The organism is Pseudomonas sp. NPDC086566 (genome assembly GCF_050280885.1).
GTDB lineage: Bacteria > Pseudomonadota > Gammaproteobacteria > Pseudomonadales > Pseudomonadaceae > Aquipseudomonas > Aquipseudomonas vlassakiae.
The window spans coordinates 518,913-537,473 of sequence record NZ_JBNNWD010000003.1; the positions used below are offsets into that span (position 1 = coordinate 518,913).

Below are 18,561 nucleotides of genomic sequence, written 5' to 3' on the forward strand. Positions count from 1 at the left end.
GCGCTCAATCTCCCAGGTGCTGCTCAGGTTAAGTTGCACTCCTTTCTGGGGAGGAAGTAGATCACCGCTGTCGCAATCAAGATGCTGATGCCGCTAAATGAGAAAATGATAACTGCTAGTGTGGTCTCCCGGTTTCTTACATGGGTGACATGTGCCGCCATTGCAGGATCATAAAGAACCATTCCATTAGGGGCGATTAAACGCTGGACTGTTGCAGCGCTTTTAGAGGTTGCTATGTCAACAAAAAGTGGCGCATTTCGGTCCAGGTTCGCTGCGTCATAGTAAATTTTTTCTGCATAAAGATGTGGGTTGTAGCGCTTTCCATTTGAAGTTTTAAACCTGATGCTGAATGTGTAGAGCGATCTGTCGCTATCCCAGGTTTCAGGTTTAGATGTGAGAGATGCCGGAACTCGTAACCATGACTCTTCGCTGGTTTTTTCGTGTTCGTGCCACATAAGTGTAAAGCCAGCACTTAAGATGAGATTAAGAATACCGCCGAGCAGCAAGGCTTTTGCTTGTTTGCGAGGCGGAAGTTCTCGCATGAGTTTTAGCGAGTATTGCCAGATATTCATGTTGGGGTCGGTGCGTTGTTGGGTTGTTAACAGATCGGTTAGTGATACTGGTCATGTTGTGCGCCGCTGCAACATATACGATTGTCTTGATTGCCTTGTATAAGTACAGCGATTGATGGCTAAGTCGGGGATTACACTGCCTATGCTTTCTATGCTTATAGGAAGGGTGGCAGTTGTACGCAATGTGGAATTCAGGCTACGAGTAAACCCGGCAGGCTTTGCAGCCTCCCACGCACAACTGCCATGACGACAACCTCTTAGTAATTGACCAGGGTTCCACACCCGGACGCTAAACATCAGCGACTCGCAAAAGCCTAAAGGGCGGTGTTTCTAGGGACAATCAGACGCGAGTCGACAGGGGTTGTAGGATATTTTCCTTAGCAATGCACCGCCAGTTCACATGTGTAGGGAGCATCTGATGCGCGCGCCGGACTAGTCAGAAATGCAAGTAAGCGGCGCTTGATTTAACAAGCGCTGCAAACCTTTCGGCGAACACCTGGTGGCCCTGACACTTTAGCTAGCGTGTCATACCTAACTCGGCATCATCCATCAGTGCCTTCGCCATGGCACTGAGGTAATGGGATGCCCAGATCATCATCGGTTTATCATCCATCAGGCCGATGATGGTCAGCTCTCTTACATAGCCCATCAACTCCGAGGCCTGCTCGCGGGCATCCCGGCAGGGAATGCCTGGCTCGATGCGAAACAGGGGATGGGTCTGGTGTTCGCCCTGGAAGAAGGTGGTTTTGCCGACGGTGAATTGGGTGTCGTCTGTGCTCATCGAATGCCCTCCTGATATTTCTCGATTGCCTGTTTTGGCCTCTTCGCGGGTAAACCCGCTCCCACAGGTGATGTGCAAATCTTGAGATCTGTGATGACCCTGTGGGAGCGGGTTTACCCGCGAAGAGGCCCGCAAATCCAACCTCAATGCAGATTGCTACTCCGCTCCAGGGCCAGTGACAGCGCATCCGCCTGGCCCCAGGCAATCTGCATGGCGCGCAACCCATTCACCAGCGATTCCCGGGTGCGGTCATCTTCGATGGCATCTAGGATTCGGTGGCAATGGTTGTAGGCAAGCATCAGGTAATGGGTGACGTTCATCACCACGTGATCGATGGGCACGATGCCGTCGCTGACGGCGTTGGTGAGAGTCTTGTCGGAGGGAAGGTCGAAATGATGGGGTGGGTCGGGGACAATCTTTTTCATAGCAATTCCTTGAAGATTAAAGGAGTTGCCTCCGCCGTTTCCACACGAAGGGCGGCAACTGTACACGGGGTGGAAAACCGGTCTTCAAGGAACCCCGGTAGGCCATACGGCCTCCCGTGTACAGCTGCCATAACGACAGGCACTTGAAGATTGACCGGGTTTCCACACCCGCATCGCTGATGCTTTCAGCGACACGAAAAGCCTAAAGGGCGGTGTTTCCAGGAACAATCAGACGCGAGTCGACAGGGGTTGTAGGATATTTTCCTCAGCTAGGCACCGCCAGTTCATATGCGTAGGAAACGTCCGATACATGCGTCAGACCAGTCAGCAATGCCAGTGAACCTTCCCCCCCACCAATCTGGTCTAGTCTGATTAATGACCGGCACCGGGCCAGGGATGTGCATTTGAGTGTCCGGGCCGGATCACCATTGGAGTCCTTGGGAGGTGCCCTCATGAGCCTGCTGCTCGAGCCTTACACCCTGCGTCAGCTGACGCTGCCCAACCGCATCGCGGTTTCGCCGATGTGCCAGTATTCCGCCGTCGATGGCCTGGCCAACGATTGGCATCTTGTTCATTTGGGCAGTCGCGCCGTGGGTGGCGCCGGCCTGGTCATCAGCGAAGCAGTCGCGGTGACTGCCGATGGTCGCATTACCGCCGAAGACCTCGGCCTGTGGAACGACGCCCAGATTGCCCCCTTGCAGCGCATCACCCGTTTCATTACCGCGCAAGGTGCCGTGCCCGGCATCCAGCTGGCCCATGCCGGGCGCAAGGCCAGTACCTATCGGCCCTGGCTGGGCAAGCAGGGCAGTGTGAAGCTCGAAGACGGCGGCTGGCAGCCCGTGGGGCCGTCGAAGATTGCCTTCGACCCGCAACACACACCGCCACGCGAGTTGAGCAAGGACGAGATCCAGGATGTGATCAGCGCCTTCGTCGCCTCGACCGAGCGGGCGCTCCAAGCCGGCTTCAAGGTGGTCGAGATCCACGCTGCCCATGGTTATCTGCTGCACCAGTTCCTCTCACCGCTAAGCAACCAGCGCCGCGACGAATACGGCAGCTGCTTCGAAAACCGCATCCGCCTGACCCTGGAGGTGGTGAAAGCGGTACGCGAGGTCTGGCCGGCTGAATTGCCGCTGTTCGTGCGGGTATCGGCGACCGACTGGGTGGAGGATGGCTGGAACCCGGATGAAACCGTCGAACTGGCTCGTCGGCTGCGGGTGTTGGGCGTTGACCTGATCGATGTGTCCTCTGGCGGCACTTCGGTCAACGCCGAAATTCCCACCGGCCCTGGTTACCAGACTCGCTTTGCAGAGCGCGTGCGCAAGGAGGCGGAGATCGCTACTGGCACGGTCGGCATGATCACCGAACCGGCCCAGGCCGAGCACATTCTGCGCACCGGGCAGGCTGACGTGATCTTCCTGGCGCGGGAGCTGCTGCGCGATCCTTACTGGCCGTTGCATGCCGATGATGATCTTGGCGGTAACAAAGCCACCTGGCCGGCGCAGTATCAACGGGCAACCAGCCGCGCCAATCCGATTCACGAGTCCGATTTGCGCGATTAGAAAAGTTGAGGGCATGGCGACAGCCGTGCGGTGTGGCGGAGATCGAGCGCCGCCCGCGCGGCGCATCGCGAGCTGCGCTCGCTCCTACGTTTGTTTCGGGCCAATAACGCAAGTGACAGGTGCGCGCGACCGTTTTGTTCATACCACGCAACATCAAGCCATGCGCCAAGGCGTTCGCGCGCAGATTCCGTAGGAAAAACTGGCCCGAAATAAACGTAGGAGCGAGCGCAGCTCGCGATGCGCCGCGCGGGCGGCGCTCGATCTCACAGGCGCTAGACAACTAAAGGCATACCCACCCGCCCCACCTCAATGCTTGATCATCACATGCCGCACACAGGTGTAATCCTCCAGCCCATACATCGACATGTCCTTCCCATACCCCGAATGCTTCTGCCCGCCATGGGGCATTTCGCTGACCAGCATGAAGTGGGTATTCACCCAGGTGCAGCCATACTGCAACCGCGCCGCCAGGCGGTGGGCGCGGCCGGTGTCGCGGGTCCACACCGATGATGCCAGGCCGTAGTCGGAGTCGTTGGCCCATTCCAGCGCCTGCTCCTCGGTGCTGAAGCGGGTCACTGACACCACCGGGCCGAATACCTCGTTGCGAACGATCTCGTCATCCTGCAAGGCGTCGGCCAGTACGGTCGGTTCGAAGAAGAAGCCGTCCCCCGCAATCACCTTGCCGCCCGTCACCAGGCGGATGTGCGGCTGGGCAATGGCGCGCTGGACCAGGCCGGCCACCTTGTCGCGGTGCTGTGCGCTGATCAGCGGGCCGAGCTCGGTGTCCTCGGCATCCTGCAGGCCGGCCTTGAGGCTGGAGACGGCCGTGCCCAGGCGCTCGACGAAGCGGTCATAGATACCCGCCTGCACATACAGGCGGCAGGCCGCCGTGCAGTCCTGGCCGGCGTTGTAGAAGCCGAACGTGCGAATGCCATCGATGGCGGCGTCGATATCGGCATCATCGAACACCAGCACCGGCGCCTTGCCGCCCAGCTCCATGTGCATGCGTTTCACACTGCTGGCGGTAGCGCCAATGATGTGCGCGCCGGTGGGAATGGAGCCGGTCAGCGACACCATGCGCACTTTGGGGTGGGTGACCAGCGGGTTGCCGACCGTCTGCCCACGGCCGAACAGGATATTGAGCACGCCGGGTGGCAACAGGTCCTTGGCCAGCTCGCCCAGGCGCAGGGCGGTCAGCGGGGTCAGCTCGGAAGGCTTGATGACCACCGTGTTGCCTGCAGCCAGGGCGGGAGCGATCTTCCACGCCAGCATCATCAACGGGTAGTTCCACGGCGCAATTGAAGCCACCACTCCCAGCGGGTCGCGGCGGATCATCGAGGTATGGCCCGGCAGGTATTCACCCGCTGCCGATCCACCGAGGCAGCGGGCGGCGCCGGCAAAATAGCGGAATACGTCGGCGATGGCCGGGATTTCATCATTCAGGGCCGCGGCAAACGGCTTGCCGCAGTTCTGCGATTCGAGCCGGGCCAGTTCATCGCCATGGGCCTCAATGGTGTCGGCCAGGGCCAGCAGCACCAGCGAGCGCTCCTTGGGGCTGGTCTGTGACCAGCTGTCGAACGCCAGGTCGGCGGCGCGCACGGCAGTATCGACCTGGGCCTCGGTGGCTTCGTTGATCTGCGCCAGGGCGCTGCCTTCGGCCGGGTTGAGCACGGTCCAGGTCGGGCCATCGCCTGCGAGCAGCTTACCGTTGATCAGCATTCGGGTTTGCATTGAGGGACTCCTTGAGGGTCATTTGCCGCTGCCCGCGACGCTTTCGCCGCCACGGGTCAGGTAGTAGGCGCCGAGGATCGGCAACATGGTCACCAGCATCACCAGCATGGCGACCACGTTGGTCACCGGCACGTCGCGGGGACGACTGAGCTGGTTGAGCAGCCAGATCGGCAAGGTGCGCTCGTGGCCGGCGGTGAAGGTGGTGACGATGATCTCGTCGAACGACAGGGCGAACGCCAGCATGCCCCCGGCCAGCAGGGCAGAGCCGAGGTTGGGCAGGATGATGTAGCGGAAGGTCTGCCAGCCGTCGGCCCCCAGGTCCATGGACGCCTCGATCAGGCTCTGCGAGGTGCGCCGCAGGCGGGCTATGACGTTGTTATAGACGATCACCACGCAAAACGTGGCGTGGCCTATCACGATGGTCAACACGCCGGGCTCTATCCCCAGGCTCTTGAACGCCGAGAGCAGGGCGATGCCGGTGATGATGCCGGGCAGGGCGATGGGCAGGATCAGCATCAGCGAGATGCTCTCCTTGCCGAAGAAGCTGCGCCGGTACAGCGCCGCCGAGGCCAGGGTGCCGAGCACCAGCGCGATCAGCGTGGCCAGGCAGGCCACCTGCAGCGACAGCTTGATGGCTTCGAGCACGTCGGGGCGGGCGAGGGCCACGCTGAACCAGTTGAGGGTGAAGCCCTTGGGCGGGAAGCTGAACGCCGCATCTTCGGTGTTGAAGGCGTACAGGAAGATGATCAGGATCGGGAAGTGCAGGAACAGCAACCCGCCCCAGGCCGCCAGACGCAAGCCGACAGACGCTTTTTCAGAGTGCATCGAAGGCCCCCAACCGCTTGACCATGGACAGGTACACCGCGATCAGCACGATCGGCACCAGGGTGAAGGCTGCCGCCATCGGCATGTTGCCGATCGCCCCTTGCTGGGCATAGACCATGCTGCCGATGAAGTAACCCGGCGGGCCGACCAGCTGTGGCACGATGAAGTCGCCCAACGTCAGCGAGAAGGTGAAGATCGAGCCGGCGGCGATGCCGGGGATCGACAGCGGCAGGATCACTTGCCAGAACGTTTGCCCGGGCCTGGCCCCGAGGTCTGCCGAAGCCTGCAGCAACGAGGGCGGCAGGCGCTCCAACGAGGCCTGGATGGGCAGGATCATGAACGGCAGCCAGATGTACACGAAGACCATGAAGCGCCCCAGGTGCGAGGTCGACAACGTGCTGCCGCCAACCCCGGGTACGGCCAGCACAGCCTCTAGCAGCGCACCCAGGTGCAGCTGCTGGATGAACCACTGGGCCACCCCACCCTTGGCCAACAGCAGGGTCCAGGCGTAGGTCTTGACGATGTAGCTGGCCCACATCGGCATCATGACCGCAATGTAGAAGAACGCCTTGGTCTTGCCGCGGGTGTAGCGCGCCATGTAGTAGGCGATGGGGAAGGCCAGCACCGCACTGGCCAGCGAGACCGCCACGGCCATGGCCAGCGTGCGCAGGATGATGTCGAAGTTCGACGGGTTGAACAGCGCGGCGAAGTTGCCCAGGGTCAGTTCCGGGGTAACCGCCATGGTGAAGTCGTCGAAGGTGTAGAACCCTTGCCACAGCAGGCTGAGCAGCGAGCCCAGGTAGATGGCGCCGAACCAGGTGAGCGGCGGGATCAGCAACAGTGCCAGGTAGAGATTGGGGCGCCGGTACAGCAGGTCGGACAGAGGGCGCATGTCAGCGGGCCTCAGCCAGGACAGTTTCCTGCAGCGCGGTCATCGCCTCGCGCGGCCAGCGCACCTGCACCTGCTGGCCGGCCTGCCAGGGCTGCGGTTGCGCCTGCCAGCGGTCATTGGCGTGGCTCACAGCCAGCAGCTGGCCGTTGTCCAGCTGCACCTCATAGCGCGTGGCGCTGCCCTGGTACTGAATATCGCGCAGCAGGCCACTGAGCTGGACATCTTGCGCCTGGCCGGTCTGCTCCACCAGGCGGATGTGCTCTGGGCGAATGGAAAACGGCGAGCGGCTGCCATTGAGTTGTTCCGCGAGGTCGCCCCGGATGACATTGGAGGTGCCGACGAATTCGGCGACGAAGGTGGTCGCGGGTTTCATGTACAGGTTACGCGGCGTGTCGACCTGCTCGATGCGCCCACGGTTGAACACCGCCACCCGGTCCGACATCGACAGCGCTTCGGTCTGGTCGTGGGTGACGAAAATGAAGGTGATGCCCAGCTGACGCTGCAGCTTCTTCAATTCGCCCTGCATCTGTTCGCGCAGCTTCAAGTCGAGCGCGCCCAGCGGCTCGTCGAGCAGCAGTACCCGTGGCCGGTTGACCAGTGCGCGGGCCAGGGCCACGCGCTGGCGCTGGCCGCCGGAGAGTTGCGCCGGTTTGCGTTCGCCGTAGCCGGCCAGGGCAACCATGGCCAGCGCTTCTTCGGCGCGGGCATGGCGCTCGGCCTTGGCCACGCCCTTGACCTTGAGGCCATAGGCGATGTTGTCGCGCACGTTCATGTGCGGAAACAGGGCGTAGTCCTGGAACACGGTATTGACGTCGCGCTGGTAGGGCGGCACGCCAGCGGCCTCGACCCCATGGATGCGGATCGAGCCGCTGTTCGGTTGCTCGAAGCCGGCGATCAGGCGCAGGCAGGTGGTCTTGCCCGAGCCGGAAGGGCCGAGCATGGAGAAGAATTCGCCGTCATCGATGTCGATGCTGACCTGGTCGACGGCCTTGACCTCGCCGAAGGTGCGGGAAACCTGGGTGAACTGGACGGCTGGGGGCATTGCATTGGCTCCGTTCGATTCCTGTCTCCTGTACTGGCCTCTTCGCGGGGCAAGCCCGCTCCCACAAGATCATCACTGGCTTGAAAGTTGTGAGCGTCCTGGGGGAGCGGGCTTGTCCCGCGAAGAGGCCGGTACAGGTTTCAACCGGCTTTAGCGCCCGCCCATAATCGCAATGTAATCCTGCGTCCAGCGACTGTACGGCACGAACTTGCCGCCCTGGGCCTGCGGGGTTTTCCAGAAGGCGATCTTGTCGAAGTTGTCGAAACCGTTGGTCTTGCACCCTTCGGCCCCCAGCAGTTCATTGCCGGTACAGGCTGCCGGTACGGCCGGCAAGGAGCCGAACCAGGCCGCGACATCGCCCTGGACCTTGGGTTGCAGCGACCAGTCCATCCACTTGTAGGCACAGTTGGGGTGCTTGGCCTCGCTGTGCAGCATGGTGGTGTCGGCCCAGCCGGTGGCGCCTTCCTTCGGGATGGTCGAGGCCACTGGCTGGTTCTCGGCCTTCAGGCCGTTGACCATGTAACCCCACGAACTGGAGGCGACCACGCCTTCGTTCTTCACGTCGCTCATCTGCACTGTGGCGTCGTGCCAGTAACGGTGGATCAGCGGTTGCTGTTGGCGCAGCAGTTCGAGCACGGCCTTGTACTGCGCCTCATTGAGCTCGTACGGGTCGTTGATGCCCAGCTCGGGTTTGGCCGATTTCAGGTAAAGCGCCGCGTCGGCGATGTAGATCGGCCCGTCATACGCCTGCACCCGACCTTTGTTCGGCTTGCCATCGGGCAGGTCCTGCGGCTCGAACACCACGCCCCAGCTGGTCGGTGCCTGCTTGAAAGTGTTGGTGTTGTACAGCAGCACGTTCGGGCCCCACTGGTACGGCGTGCCGTACACCTGCTTGTCGACCACGTACCAGCCACCGTTCTGCAGGCGCGGGTCGATGTTCTTCCAGTTGGGGATCAGTGCAGTGTTGATGGGCTGCACGCGCTTGCCGGCGATCAGCCGCAGCGAGGCGTCGCCTGACGCGGTGACCAGGTCGTAGCCACCCTTGGTCATCAGGCTGACCATTTCATCGGAAGTGGCCGCGGTCTTGACGCTGACCTTGCAGCCGGTTTCCTTTTCGAAACCGGTGACCCAGTCATAGGCCTTGTCGCTTTCGCCGCGCTCGATGTAGCCGGGCCAGGCGACGATATCCAGCCGGCCTTCACCGGCGCCCAGGGCCTTGGGCATCTCGGCGGCCTGCAGGCTGGCGCTGGCCAGCAGCGCGCCGGTCGCGGCGCCGAGCAATGCGGTCTTGTGCACTGACATGGTGTTCCCTCTTTTTGGAGATTCTGGTCGGGGCAGTCGTCAAGAAAGCAGTGAAGCAACGGTTATAAGCGTAGTCGCCTGTGCAAGGGGTTGGCGATGACGAGTCTAGTTGGCTTTTTGCCAGCTAATGCAACATCCGGAAGCAAATCCCTGGGTGGCGTGCCGGGTGGCAAGCCTTACTCTGGGCGTTCCTTCTAGTACCGTGGAGACGCGCGCATGAACACCCGGGGCCTGCTCGACCAACTGCTCAAATCCGGTCAGGAACTGCTCAACAAGCAATCTGCTGCGGGCAAACCGTCGGCTGGCGCTGGTGGGTTGGGCAGCTTGCTATCCGGGGCCGGAGGAGGTGCCTTGGGGGCGGGGGCGCTGGGCCTGCTGCTGGGCAGCAAGAAGGCCCGCAAGTATGGCGGCAAGGTGCTCACCTATGGTGGCCTGGCCGCACTTGGCGTGCTGGCCTACAAGGCCTATGGCAACTGGCAGGCGCGCCAGGGCGCAGGCCAGGGCGCCGAGCCGCAGACCCTCGACCGCCTGCCGCCGGCCCAGGCCGAGCAGCACAGCCAGGCGGTGCTGCGTGCCCTGGTGGCGGCGGCCAAGTCCGATGGCCATATCGACGACCGCGAGCGGGCCTTGATCGAAGGCGAGTTCACCCGCCTGGACAGCGACCGCGACCTGCAGCACTGGCTGCACGATGAGCTGAACAAGCCGCTGGACCCGGCCGAAGTGGCCCGCGCGGCGCAAACACCGGAGATGGCGGCCGAGATGTACCTGGCCAGCGTGATGATGGTCGATCAGGAAAACTTCATGGAGCGCGCCTACCTCGACGAACTGGCCCGTCAGCTGCGCCTCGACCCGGCCCTGCGCCAGGAACTGGAGAACCAGATACGGCTGGCCGCAGGCCAATGAGCGGGCAAATGGCCTGTCCGCCAGGGCTGGAGGCCTGAATACCGCGCATTCAGCCGCAATAGTGTAGGAAGCCTGGGCTATACTTCGGCGATTTTTCCCGCTCGTTGTGAATTCCTGAGGGCTGAATGTGAAGAACTGGACCTTGCGCCAACGGATCCTGGCAAGTTTCGCCGTGATCATCGCCATCATGCTGCTGATGATCGTAGCCGCCTACTCGCGGCTGGTGACGATCGAAAGTGCCGAGGAGGCAGTGGGGACAGACAGCATTCCTGGGCTCTACTACAGCTCGATGATCCGCAGCGCCTGGGTCGACAGCTACGTCACCAGCCAGCAGTTGGTGGGGCTGTCCAGCCACCGCGAAATCACCACGGCCGACATGGAGCTGTTCAAGAGCTTCGAAGATCGCCTAAAGCAATCCATGGCGAACTACCAAGGCACCATTCAGGACACCGATGACCAGGAACGCTTCGACACCTTCATCAAACTTGAAGAGAACTACCTCAAGATCGTCGGCCAAGTGCTTGAGGCTTACCGCCAGCAGAACTACGTCGAAGCCGAGCGGCTGATCAGGGATGTGCTCACCCCGGCCTGGGTCGAAGGGCGCAAGCACCTCAACACGGTAATCGAGCACAATCGCGAGTCTGCAGATGCTGCGACCCGTGAAATCGTCACGGCGGTGAGCACCGCCAAAGGCAGCATGATGGTCTCGCTGCTGCTGGCGATCGTGGCCGCCGGTATCTGCGGCCTGCTGTTGATGCGTGCCATCACTGCACCGGTACAACGCATTGTGCATGCCCTCGACAAACTGCGTTCGGGCGACCTCAGCATGCGCCTGAGCCTGGACCGCAAGGATGAGTTCGGCGCCATCGAAAGCGGCTTCAACGAAATGGCCGAAGCCCTGGCCAACCTGGTGGCCCAGGCGCAGCGCTCGTCGGTGCAGGTGACCACATCGGTCACCGAGATCGCCGCCACCTCCAAGCAGCAGCAGGCCACCGCCACCGAAACGGCCGCCACCACCACCGAAATCGGCGCCACTTCGCGTGAAATCGCTGCCACTTCGCGCGACCTGGTGCGCACCATGACCGAGGTGACCTCTGCCGCCGACCAGGCCTCGAGCCTGGCCGGTTCCGGCCAGCAGGGCCTGGCGCGCATGGAAGAAACCATGCACCAGGTGATGGGCGCCGCCGACCTGGTCAACGCCAAGCTGGGCATCCTCAATGAAAAGGCCAGCAACATCACGCAGATGGTGGTGACCATCGTCAAGGTGGCCGACCAGACCAACCTGCTCTCGCTCAATGCCGCCATCGAGGCGGAAAAGGCCGGTGAATATGGCCGCGGTTTTGCCGTGGTCGCCACCGAGGTACGGCGCCTGGCCGACCAGACTGCGGTGGCCACCTACGACATCGAACAGATGGTGCGCGAGATCCAGTCGGCGGTATCGGCCGGGGTGATGGGCATGGACAAGTTCTCCGAAGAAGTGCGCCGTGGCATGTTCGAAGTGCAGCAGGTGGGCGAGCAACTGAGCCAGATCATCCACCAGGTCCAGGCCTTGGCGCCGCGGGTACTGATGGTCAATGAAGGCATGCAGGCCCAGGCCACTGGCGCCGAGCAGATCAACCAGGCCCTGGCCCAGCTCAGTGATGCCAGCACTCAGACGGTGGAATCGCTGCGCCAGGCGAGCTTTGCCATCGATGAGTTGAGCCAGGTGGCCGCCGGCCTGCGCGGTGGTGTATCGCGCTTCAAAGTCTGACCGCCATGACCGGTTTGCATTCCTCCCCGGCAGCGGCGGCCAGCGCCAAGGGCACCCTGTACCTGCAGTTTTGCCTCAACCAGCAGCGCTTTGCCCTGGATGTGCACGATGTGATCGAGGTGCTGCCACGACGGCCGCTCAAGCCGATTGCCCAGGCGCCGGCTTGGGTGGCTGGCATCCTGGGGCATCGCGGTGTGCTGGTGCCGGTGGTCGACCTCGGCGCGCTGAGCTTTGGCCAGCCGGCAGCCGAGCGCACCAGCACGCGCCTGGTGCTGGTGCGCTACCGTGACGACCAGGTGCTGGGCCTGATCCTTGAACAAGCGACCGAAACCCTGCGCTGCATGCCGGACGAGTTCCAGCCCTATGGCCTGGACAACGGCGAAGCGCGCTATCTGGGCCCGGTCCGCCAGGACGCCCAAGGCTTGCTGCAACGGATAGAAGTCGATGACCTGCTGACAGCGCGCGTGCGCGAACTGTTGTTCCCGCAGGCTCCAGAACAGGTGACACCATGAGCGAGCAACGTTTCTTCCGCTTCCTGCAGGAACGTATCGGCCTGGATGTCGAGTCGGTTGGCGTGCCGATGGTGGAGCGGGCCTTGCGCCAGCGCTGTGTCGCCCTGAACGCCGCCGATCTGGATGACTACTGGGTTCGCCTGCAGCAATCGCCGGATGAACAACTGGCGCTGATCGAGGCGGTGATCGTCCCGGAAACCTGGTTCTTCCGTTATCCGGACTCGTTCACCGCGCTGGTCGGGCTGGCCCAGAAACGCCTGGCCGAGTTGGCCGGCGAGCGGCCTTTGCGCCTGCTCAGCCTGCCTTGCTCCACCGGGGAGGAGCCGTATTCGCTGGCCATGGCCTTGCTCGATGCGGGTATGAGCCCGGCCGATTTCCGCATCGACGGTATCGATATCAGCCCCATCTCGGTGGCCAAAGGCATACAGGGCGTCTATGGGCGCAACTCGTTCCGCGGCACTGAACTTGGGTTTCGCGAGCGGCATTTCCGCGAGGTTGATGACGGCCACAAGCTGAATGAGCGGGTACTGCAGCAGGTGAACCTGGAAGTTGGCAACGTGCTCGACCCAGCGCTGGCCGGCCGCTATGGGCAGTATGATTTCGTGTTCTGCCGCAACCTGCTGATCTATTTCGACGTCCCGACCCAGCAGCGGGTGTTCGAAGTGCTCAAGCGCCTGGCGCAGCCGCAAGGCGTGCTGTTCATCGGCCCTGCCGAAGGCAGCTTGCTGGCGCGGTTGGGCATGCGCCCGCTGGGCATCGCCCAGTCGTTTGCCTACGTTCGTCAGCCTGCCGATGTGCCGGCTGCACCCGCCCAGCCACCACGGCCACTGCCCGCTGCGGCAGCACCGGGCCGCCCGCGCCCGGTAACGGTGCCACCGGCTCGGCCCCTGCGCGTGGTGCCACCGGCCGCCCAGGCAGCCGAACCGCGGGAGAGCGAAAGCGAGTTGCTGGCCAACATCGCGCGCCAGGCCAATGCCGGCGACAGCGCCCAGGCCCGCGCCAGTTGCCAGCGCTACCTGCGCCTGTTCGCCCCAAAAGCCCAGGTCTACTACTGGTTGGGGCTGCTGAGCGATACCGAAGGTGATGCACAGCAGGCGTTGAGCCTTTACCGCAAGGCCCTTTACCTGGAGCCGCAGCATCCCGAGGCGTTGTTGCACCTGGCCACGCTGCTGGCTGCCCAAGGGGACGAAGCCGGTGCCCGCCGCTTGCAGGAACGTGCTGCACGTGCCGGCCGGGAGTCTGAACGATGAAAGCCGAACACGCGGTCGAGCTGCTGGCCAATGACGATGAACGCATCGACGACTGCTGGAACCGTATCGGTGTCCACGGCAGCAAGGACTGCCCGTTGCTGGAGCGGCATATCCATTGTCGCAATTGCGAAGTCTACGCGGCGGCGGCCACGCGCCTGCTTGACCGCTACGCGTTGATCGAAACGGACCTGGCGCACGAGGCGGCCCCGGTCGAAACCTCGGCCGGGCGTTCGCTGCTTCTGTTCCGCCTGGGCGAGGAGTGGCTGGCCCTGGCCACAGCCTGCCTGGCCGAGATCGCTCCCTTGCAACCGGTGCATTCGTTGCCCCATCAACGCTCGCGGGTACTGCAAGGGGTCGCCAATGTGCGCGGCGCGCTGGTGCCGTGCCTGTCACTGGCCGACCTGCTGGGTGTGGAGCGATCGTCCGAGCAGCCGCGCAGCGGTCGGGCGATGCCGCGCATGCTGATCCTGGCAGCGCCGGGCGGGCCGGTGGTGATGGCGGTGGACGAGATCGACGGCATTCATCGCCTCGATGCCGCTTTGCATGAGGCCAGCGAGGATGCCGCGCCGTTTACCGCGGCGGTGTTGCAGTGGCGGGGGCGCAGTGTGCGGGTGCTGGACGATCAACATTTACTGTCTGCCGTGCAGCGGAGCCTGTCATGACCCCAGAGCAAATGCGCGACGCATCGCTGCTCGAACTGTTCAGCCTGGAGGCCGAGGCACAGACTCAGGTGCTCAGTACCGGGCTGATGGCACTGGAACACAACCCGACCCAGGCCGACCAGCTGGAAGCCTGCATGCGGGCGGCGCATTCGTTGAAGGGCGCCGCCCGCATCGTCGGCATCGATGCTGGCGTCAGCGTCGCCCATGTCATGGAAGACTGCCTGGTAGCTGCGCAGGAAGGCCGGCTGCTGTTGCGCGCCGAACACATCGATGCACTGCTGCGCGGCACCGACTTGCTGATGCACATCGCCACCCCCGGCGATCCGCATGGCGAAGCCTTGGTGCCGGCGTTCCTGGTGCAGATGGCCGGCCTGCTCGACCCCACTGGCTCGCTACCGGCAGCGGCTGCGCTCGAACCGGCGCTTGCCGTGGCCCCGCCGTCCTCGCCCGAGCCCAAGCCTGAGCCGATGGCGCCGGCCGTCGTGGCCGAAGTCGAACCCGCCATGCCGCGCAAGGCCGGCAAGCGCGCAGTTGAGGGCAGCGAGCGGGTCTTGCGGGTCACCGCCGATCGCCTGAACAGCCTGCTCGACCTGTCCAGCAAGTCATTGGTCGAGACCCAACGCCTGAAGCCCTACCTGGCCACCTTGCAGCGCCTCAAACGCATGCATGGCCAGGGCATGCGAGCCCTCGACGGCTTGAAGACCCAGCTTGAAGACAGCGGCCAGAGCCCCGAGGTGCTGGATGCCCTTGCGCAGACCCAGCGCCTGTTGCTGGAAACCCAGCAGATCCTGCAGCAGCAAGCCGCCGACCTCGACGAGTTTGGCTGGCAGGCCAGCCAGCGAGCCCAGTTGCTGTACGACACGGCATTGGCCTGTCGCATGCGCCCGTTCGCCGACGTTCTCACCGGCCAGACCCGCATGGTTCGCGACCTCGGGCGTTCGCTCGGCAAGCAGGTGCATCTGCAGATCGAAGGCGAGAAAACCCAGGTCGATCGGGATGTGCTGGAAAAACTCGAAGCGCCGTTGACCCATTTGCTGCGCAATGCCGTCGACCATGGCATTGAGCTGCCCGAGCGGCGCCTGCTGGCGGGCAAGCCGGAGGGAGGTACGATCCGCCTGCGCGCCTCGCACCAGGCCGGGCTGCTGATCCTCGAACTGAGCGATGACGGCGCGGGCATCGACCTTGAGCGCCTCAAGCGCAACATCGTCGAGCGCGGCCTGTCGCCGGCCGACACCGTGGCACAGATGAGCGAGGCCGAGCTGCTGACCTTCCTGTTCCTGCCGGGCTTCAGCCTGCGCGACAAGGTCACCGAAGTGTCTGGCCGTGGTGTCGGCCTGGATGCGGTGCAGCACATGGTCCGCGACCTGCGTGGTTCGATCGAGCTGACGCAGCTGCCCGGCCAGGGCTGTCGTTTCCACCTGGAGGTGCCACTGACCCTGTCGGTGGTGCGCAGTCTGGTGGTGGAAGTCGGTGGCGAGGCTTATGCGTTCCCGCTGGCGCATATCGAGCGCACCCTTGAAGTGGCAACCGAAGACATCGTGCAGATCGAGGGCCGCCAGCACTTCTGGCACGAAGGCCGGCATATCGGCCTGGTGGCTGCCAGCCAGTTGCTCAACCGGCCGGCAGGGCAGGGTGAGGCCAGCAGCCTGCGGGTAGTGGTGATCCGTGAGCGTGAGCAGCTTTACGGGGTAGCCGTGGAGCGCCTGGTCGGTGAGCGGGTGCTGGTGGTGATGCCGCTCGACCCGCGCCTGGGCAAGGTCCAGGACATCTCGGCAGGGGCATTGCTGGATGATGGTTCGGTGGTGCTGATCATCGATGTCGAAGACTTGCTGCGCTCGGTCGAGAAGCTGCTCAGCACGGGCCGGCTGGAGCGCATCGAACGCGGCGCGCAAGGGGCGCGAGGCGCCAGCCGCAAGCGTGTCCTGGTGGTCGATGACTCGCTCACCGTGCGCGAGCTGCAGCGCAAGCTGCTGAGTAATCGTGGCTATGACGTTGCGGTGGCGGTGGACGGCATGGACGGCTGGAATGCCCTGCGCAGCGAAGACTTCGACCTGCTGATCACCGATATCGACATGCCGCGCATGGATGGCATCGAACTGGTCACCCTGGTGCGCCGCGACCAACGGTTGCAGTCACTGCCGGTGATGGTGGTGTCGTACAAGGACCGTGAAGAAGATCGCCGGCGTGGCCTTGATGCGGGGGCCGACTACTATTTGGCAAAAGCCAGCTTCCACGATGATGCGTTGCTGGATGCCGTGGGGGAACTGATCGGAGGTGCTCAGGGATGAAGATCGCCATCGTCAACGATATGCCCATGGCGGTAGAGGCGTTGCGCCGGGCCCTGGCCTTCGAGCCGGCGCACCAGGTGATCTGGGTGGCCAGCGATGGCGCCGATGCCGTGCGCAAGTGCGCCGAATACACCCCCGACCTGATTCTCATGGACCTAATCATGCCGGTGATGGATGGCGTCGAGGCGACCCGGCGGATCATGGCCGAATCGCCCTGCGCCATCGTCATTGTCACGGTCGACCGCAAGCAGAACGTGCACCGAGTGTTCGAGGCCATGGGCCATGGTGCCCTGGACGTGGTCGACACCCCCGCACTGGGCGCCGGTGACGCACGCGAGGCTGCGGCGCCGCTGCTGCGCAAGATCCTCAATATTGGCTGGTTGATCGGCCAGCAGCGGCCCGGCGCGAGCAAGTCGGTCGCTGCCCCCCTGCGCGAGGCTTCCCAGCGCAGTGGCCTGGTGGCGATTGGCTCCTCCGCAGGCGGCCCGGCCGCCCTCGAAGTGCTGCTTAAAGGCCTGCCGCGCGGTTTTGGAGCCTCGATCGTACTGGTCCAGCATGTCGACCAGGTGTTCGCTGCCGGCATGGCCGAATGGCTCGCCAGTGCCAGCGGCTTGCCGGTGCGCCTGGCCCGGGAGGGCGAACCGCCCCAGCCCGGGCAGGTGCTGCTGGCCGGCACCAACCACCATATCCGCCTGCTCCAGGGCGGCCAGCTGGCCTACACTGCCGAGCCCGTCAACGAAATCTACCGGCCCTCGATCGACGTGTTCTTCGAGAGCGTGGCGCGCTACTGGAGCGGCGATGCGGTGGGCGTGCTGCTTACCGGCATGGGGCGTGATGGCGCCCAGGGCCTGAAACTGATGCGCCAACGGGGCTTTCTGACGATTGCCCAGGACCAGTCCAGCAGTGCGGTGTACGGCATGCCCAAGGCCGCTGCGGCGATTGATGCCGCAATGGAAATCCGCCCGTTGGAACGCATCGCCGGGCGCTTGATGGAACTCTTCGCAAAATGACGACTTGTATTGAATCGCGCCGCTTGAGCGGACGTGGTCAGGTGAATTCGAATGACTGATCTACCGATCGAAGGGTTCACGACCCCCAATGAAAACATGGCGATGGTCCTGCTGGTCGATGACCAGGCGATGATCGGTGAAGCGGTGCGTCGTGGCCTGGCAGTGGAAGAGAACATCGATTTTCACTTCTGCGCCGACCCGCATCAGGCGGTAGCCCAGGCCGTGCGCATCAAACCCACGGTGATCCTTCAGGACCTGATCATGCCCGGCCTGGACGGCCTGACCCTGGTACGCGAGTACCGCAACAACCCGGCCACCCGGGACATCCCGATCATCGTCCTGTCGACCAAGGAAGACCCGCTGGTCAAGAGCGCCGCCTTCGCCGCCGGTGCCAACGATTATCTGGTCAAGTTGCCAGACAACATCGAGCTGGTGGCGCGCATCCGTTACCACTCGCGCTCCTACATGACCCTGTTGCAACGCGACGAGGCCTACCGCGCCTTGCGTGTCAGCCAGCAGCAGCTGCTCGACACCAACCTGATGCTGCAGCGGCTGATGAATTCCGACGGCCTGACCGGGCTGTCCAACCGCCGCCACTTCGACGAATACCTGGAGCTGGAATGGCGCCGGGCCATGCGCGAGCAGCAGCAATTGTCGTTGCTGATGATCGATGTCGATTACTTCAAGGCGTTCAACGACAGCTTCGGTCACCTGGCCGGCGACGAGGCGCTGCGCCAGGTGGCCGAGGCCATTCGCGGCTCCTGCTCGCGGCCGACCGACCTGCCGGCGCGCTACGGCGGCGAGGAGTTCGCCCTGGTGTTGCCCAACACCTCGCCTGGCGGTGCACGCCTGATCGCCGAAAAGCTGCGCCAGACCGTGCTTGGCCTGAACATTGCGCACAGTGTGCCGACGGCAGGCTCGCTGCTGACCGTGAGCATCGGCCTGGCGACCCAGACGCCTGCCATTGGCAGCCATTGCCGGCAGCTGATTTCGGCGGCGGACAAGGGGCTGTACCAGGCCAAGAACAACGGGCGCAACCAGGTCGGCATTGCCTGAC

Annotated in this window: 17 protein-coding genes; 9 read left to right on the forward strand and 8 right to left on the reverse strand. The window is 63.4% G+C overall.

The features are described from left to right. Positions 1–23: 23 nt before the first annotated feature. From ACQKPS_RS09620 to ACQKPS_RS09630, 3 genes are all read right to left on the reverse strand, one after another. Positions 24–572: a hypothetical protein gene (locus tag ACQKPS_RS09620; RefSeq protein WP_427603782.1), complete on the reverse strand. Its 549-nt coding sequence runs from the start codon at positions 570–572 to the stop codon at positions 24–26. 517 nt (positions 573–1,089) lie between these two features. Then, on the reverse strand, positions 1,090–1,353 hold the full coding sequence (locus ACQKPS_RS09625) for a DUF3077 domain-containing protein (protein ID WP_427603784.1): 264 nt from the start codon (positions 1,351–1,353) through the stop codon (positions 1,090–1,092). Positions 1,354–1,496: 143 nt separating this feature from the next. Continuing rightward, complete coding sequence (locus ACQKPS_RS09630) at positions 1,497–1,778, reverse strand: hypothetical protein (protein WP_427603786.1); 282 nt, start codon at positions 1,776–1,778, stop codon at positions 1,497–1,499. Positions 1,779–2,230: 452 nt separating this feature from the next. Here ACQKPS_RS09630 and ACQKPS_RS09635 point away from each other — a divergent pair, with 452 nt between their 5' ends. Then, complete coding sequence (locus ACQKPS_RS09635; RefSeq protein ID WP_427603788.1) at positions 2,231–3,337, forward strand: NADH:flavin oxidoreductase/NADH oxidase; 1,107 nt, start codon at positions 2,231–2,233, stop codon at positions 3,335–3,337. 306 nt (positions 3,338–3,643) lie between these two features. Here the strand turns inward: ACQKPS_RS09635 and ACQKPS_RS09640 are convergent, their stop codons facing one another. From ACQKPS_RS09640 to ydcS, 5 genes are all read right to left on the reverse strand, one after another. After that, positions 3,644–5,068 (reverse strand): gamma-aminobutyraldehyde dehydrogenase, encoded by a 1,425-nt coding sequence (locus tag ACQKPS_RS09640; RefSeq protein WP_254483526.1) that lies wholly within the window; start codon positions 5,066–5,068, stop codon positions 3,644–3,646. Positions 5,069–5,086: 18 nt separating this feature from the next. Next, on the reverse strand, positions 5,087–5,893 hold the full coding sequence (locus tag ACQKPS_RS09645; RefSeq protein ID WP_254483528.1) for an ABC transporter permease: 807 nt from the start codon (positions 5,891–5,893) through the stop codon (positions 5,087–5,089). Further along, the gene (locus ACQKPS_RS09650; protein WP_427603791.1) at positions 5,883–6,785 is read right to left on the reverse strand and encodes an ABC transporter permease; all 903 of its coding nucleotides are present in this window, start codon (positions 6,783–6,785) and stop codon (positions 5,883–5,885) included. Before ACQKPS_RS09650 ends, ACQKPS_RS09645 begins: the two co-directional genes overlap by 11 nt. A gap of 1 nt (position 6,786) precedes the next feature. Continuing rightward, positions 6,787–7,827 (reverse strand): ABC transporter ATP-binding protein, encoded by a 1,041-nt coding sequence (locus tag ACQKPS_RS09655; RefSeq protein WP_427603793.1) that lies wholly within the window; start codon positions 7,825–7,827, stop codon positions 6,787–6,789. 150 nt (positions 7,828–7,977) lie between these two features. After that, positions 7,978–9,129 carry a putative ABC transporter substrate-binding protein YdcS gene (ydcS, locus tag ACQKPS_RS09660; RefSeq protein WP_254483534.1) on the reverse strand — a complete coding sequence of 384 codons (1,152 nt, stop codon included), beginning with the start codon at positions 9,127–9,129 and terminating at the stop codon, positions 7,978–7,980. A gap of 216 nt (positions 9,130–9,345) precedes the next feature. On the opposite strand from ydcS, the gene ACQKPS_RS09665 reads away from it, so the two are divergent. The 8 genes from ACQKPS_RS09665 (at position 9,346) to ACQKPS_RS09700 (ending at position 18,560) form a co-directional block, all read left to right on the forward strand. Then, the gene (locus ACQKPS_RS09665) at positions 9,346–10,032 is read left to right on the forward strand and encodes a tellurite resistance TerB family protein (protein WP_283723861.1); all 687 of its coding nucleotides are present in this window, start codon (positions 9,346–9,348) and stop codon (positions 10,030–10,032) included. A 127-nt stretch (positions 10,033–10,159) separates the two neighbouring features. Further along, positions 10,160–11,782 carry a methyl-accepting chemotaxis protein gene (locus ACQKPS_RS09670; protein WP_427603796.1) on the forward strand — a complete coding sequence of 541 codons (1,623 nt, stop codon included), beginning with the start codon at positions 10,160–10,162 and terminating at the stop codon, positions 11,780–11,782. A gap of 5 nt (positions 11,783–11,787) precedes the next feature. Beyond that, a complete protein-coding gene (locus ACQKPS_RS09675; protein ID WP_427603798.1) occupies positions 11,788–12,294 on the forward strand; it encodes a chemotaxis protein CheW in 507 nt (168 codons plus the stop codon). Then, on the forward strand, positions 12,291–13,544 hold the full coding sequence (locus ACQKPS_RS09680; RefSeq protein WP_427603800.1) for a CheR family methyltransferase: 1,254 nt from the start codon (positions 12,291–12,293) through the stop codon (positions 13,542–13,544). The genes ACQKPS_RS09675 and ACQKPS_RS09680 overlap by 4 nt, the downstream gene beginning before the upstream one ends. Then, positions 13,541–14,206 (forward strand): chemotaxis protein CheW, encoded by a 666-nt coding sequence (locus tag ACQKPS_RS09685; RefSeq protein WP_254483541.1) that lies wholly within the window; start codon positions 13,541–13,543, stop codon positions 14,204–14,206. Before ACQKPS_RS09680 ends, ACQKPS_RS09685 begins: the two co-directional genes overlap by 4 nt. After that, entirely contained in the window at positions 14,203–16,494 is a 2,292-nt protein-coding gene (locus ACQKPS_RS09690; RefSeq protein ID WP_254483542.1) for a hybrid sensor histidine kinase/response regulator, read from the forward strand. Before ACQKPS_RS09685 ends, ACQKPS_RS09690 begins: the two co-directional genes overlap by 4 nt. Then, the gene (locus ACQKPS_RS09695; protein ID WP_254483543.1) at positions 16,491–17,504 is read left to right on the forward strand and encodes a chemotaxis response regulator protein-glutamate methylesterase; all 1,014 of its coding nucleotides are present in this window, start codon (positions 16,491–16,493) and stop codon (positions 17,502–17,504) included. The genes ACQKPS_RS09690 and ACQKPS_RS09695 overlap by 4 nt, the downstream gene beginning before the upstream one ends. 51 nt (positions 17,505–17,555) lie before the next feature. Continuing rightward, positions 17,556–18,560, forward strand: coding sequence for a response regulator (locus ACQKPS_RS09700; RefSeq protein WP_254483544.1), 1,005 nt, complete (start codon positions 17,556–17,558; stop codon positions 18,558–18,560). Position 18,561 lies beyond the last annotated feature (1 nt).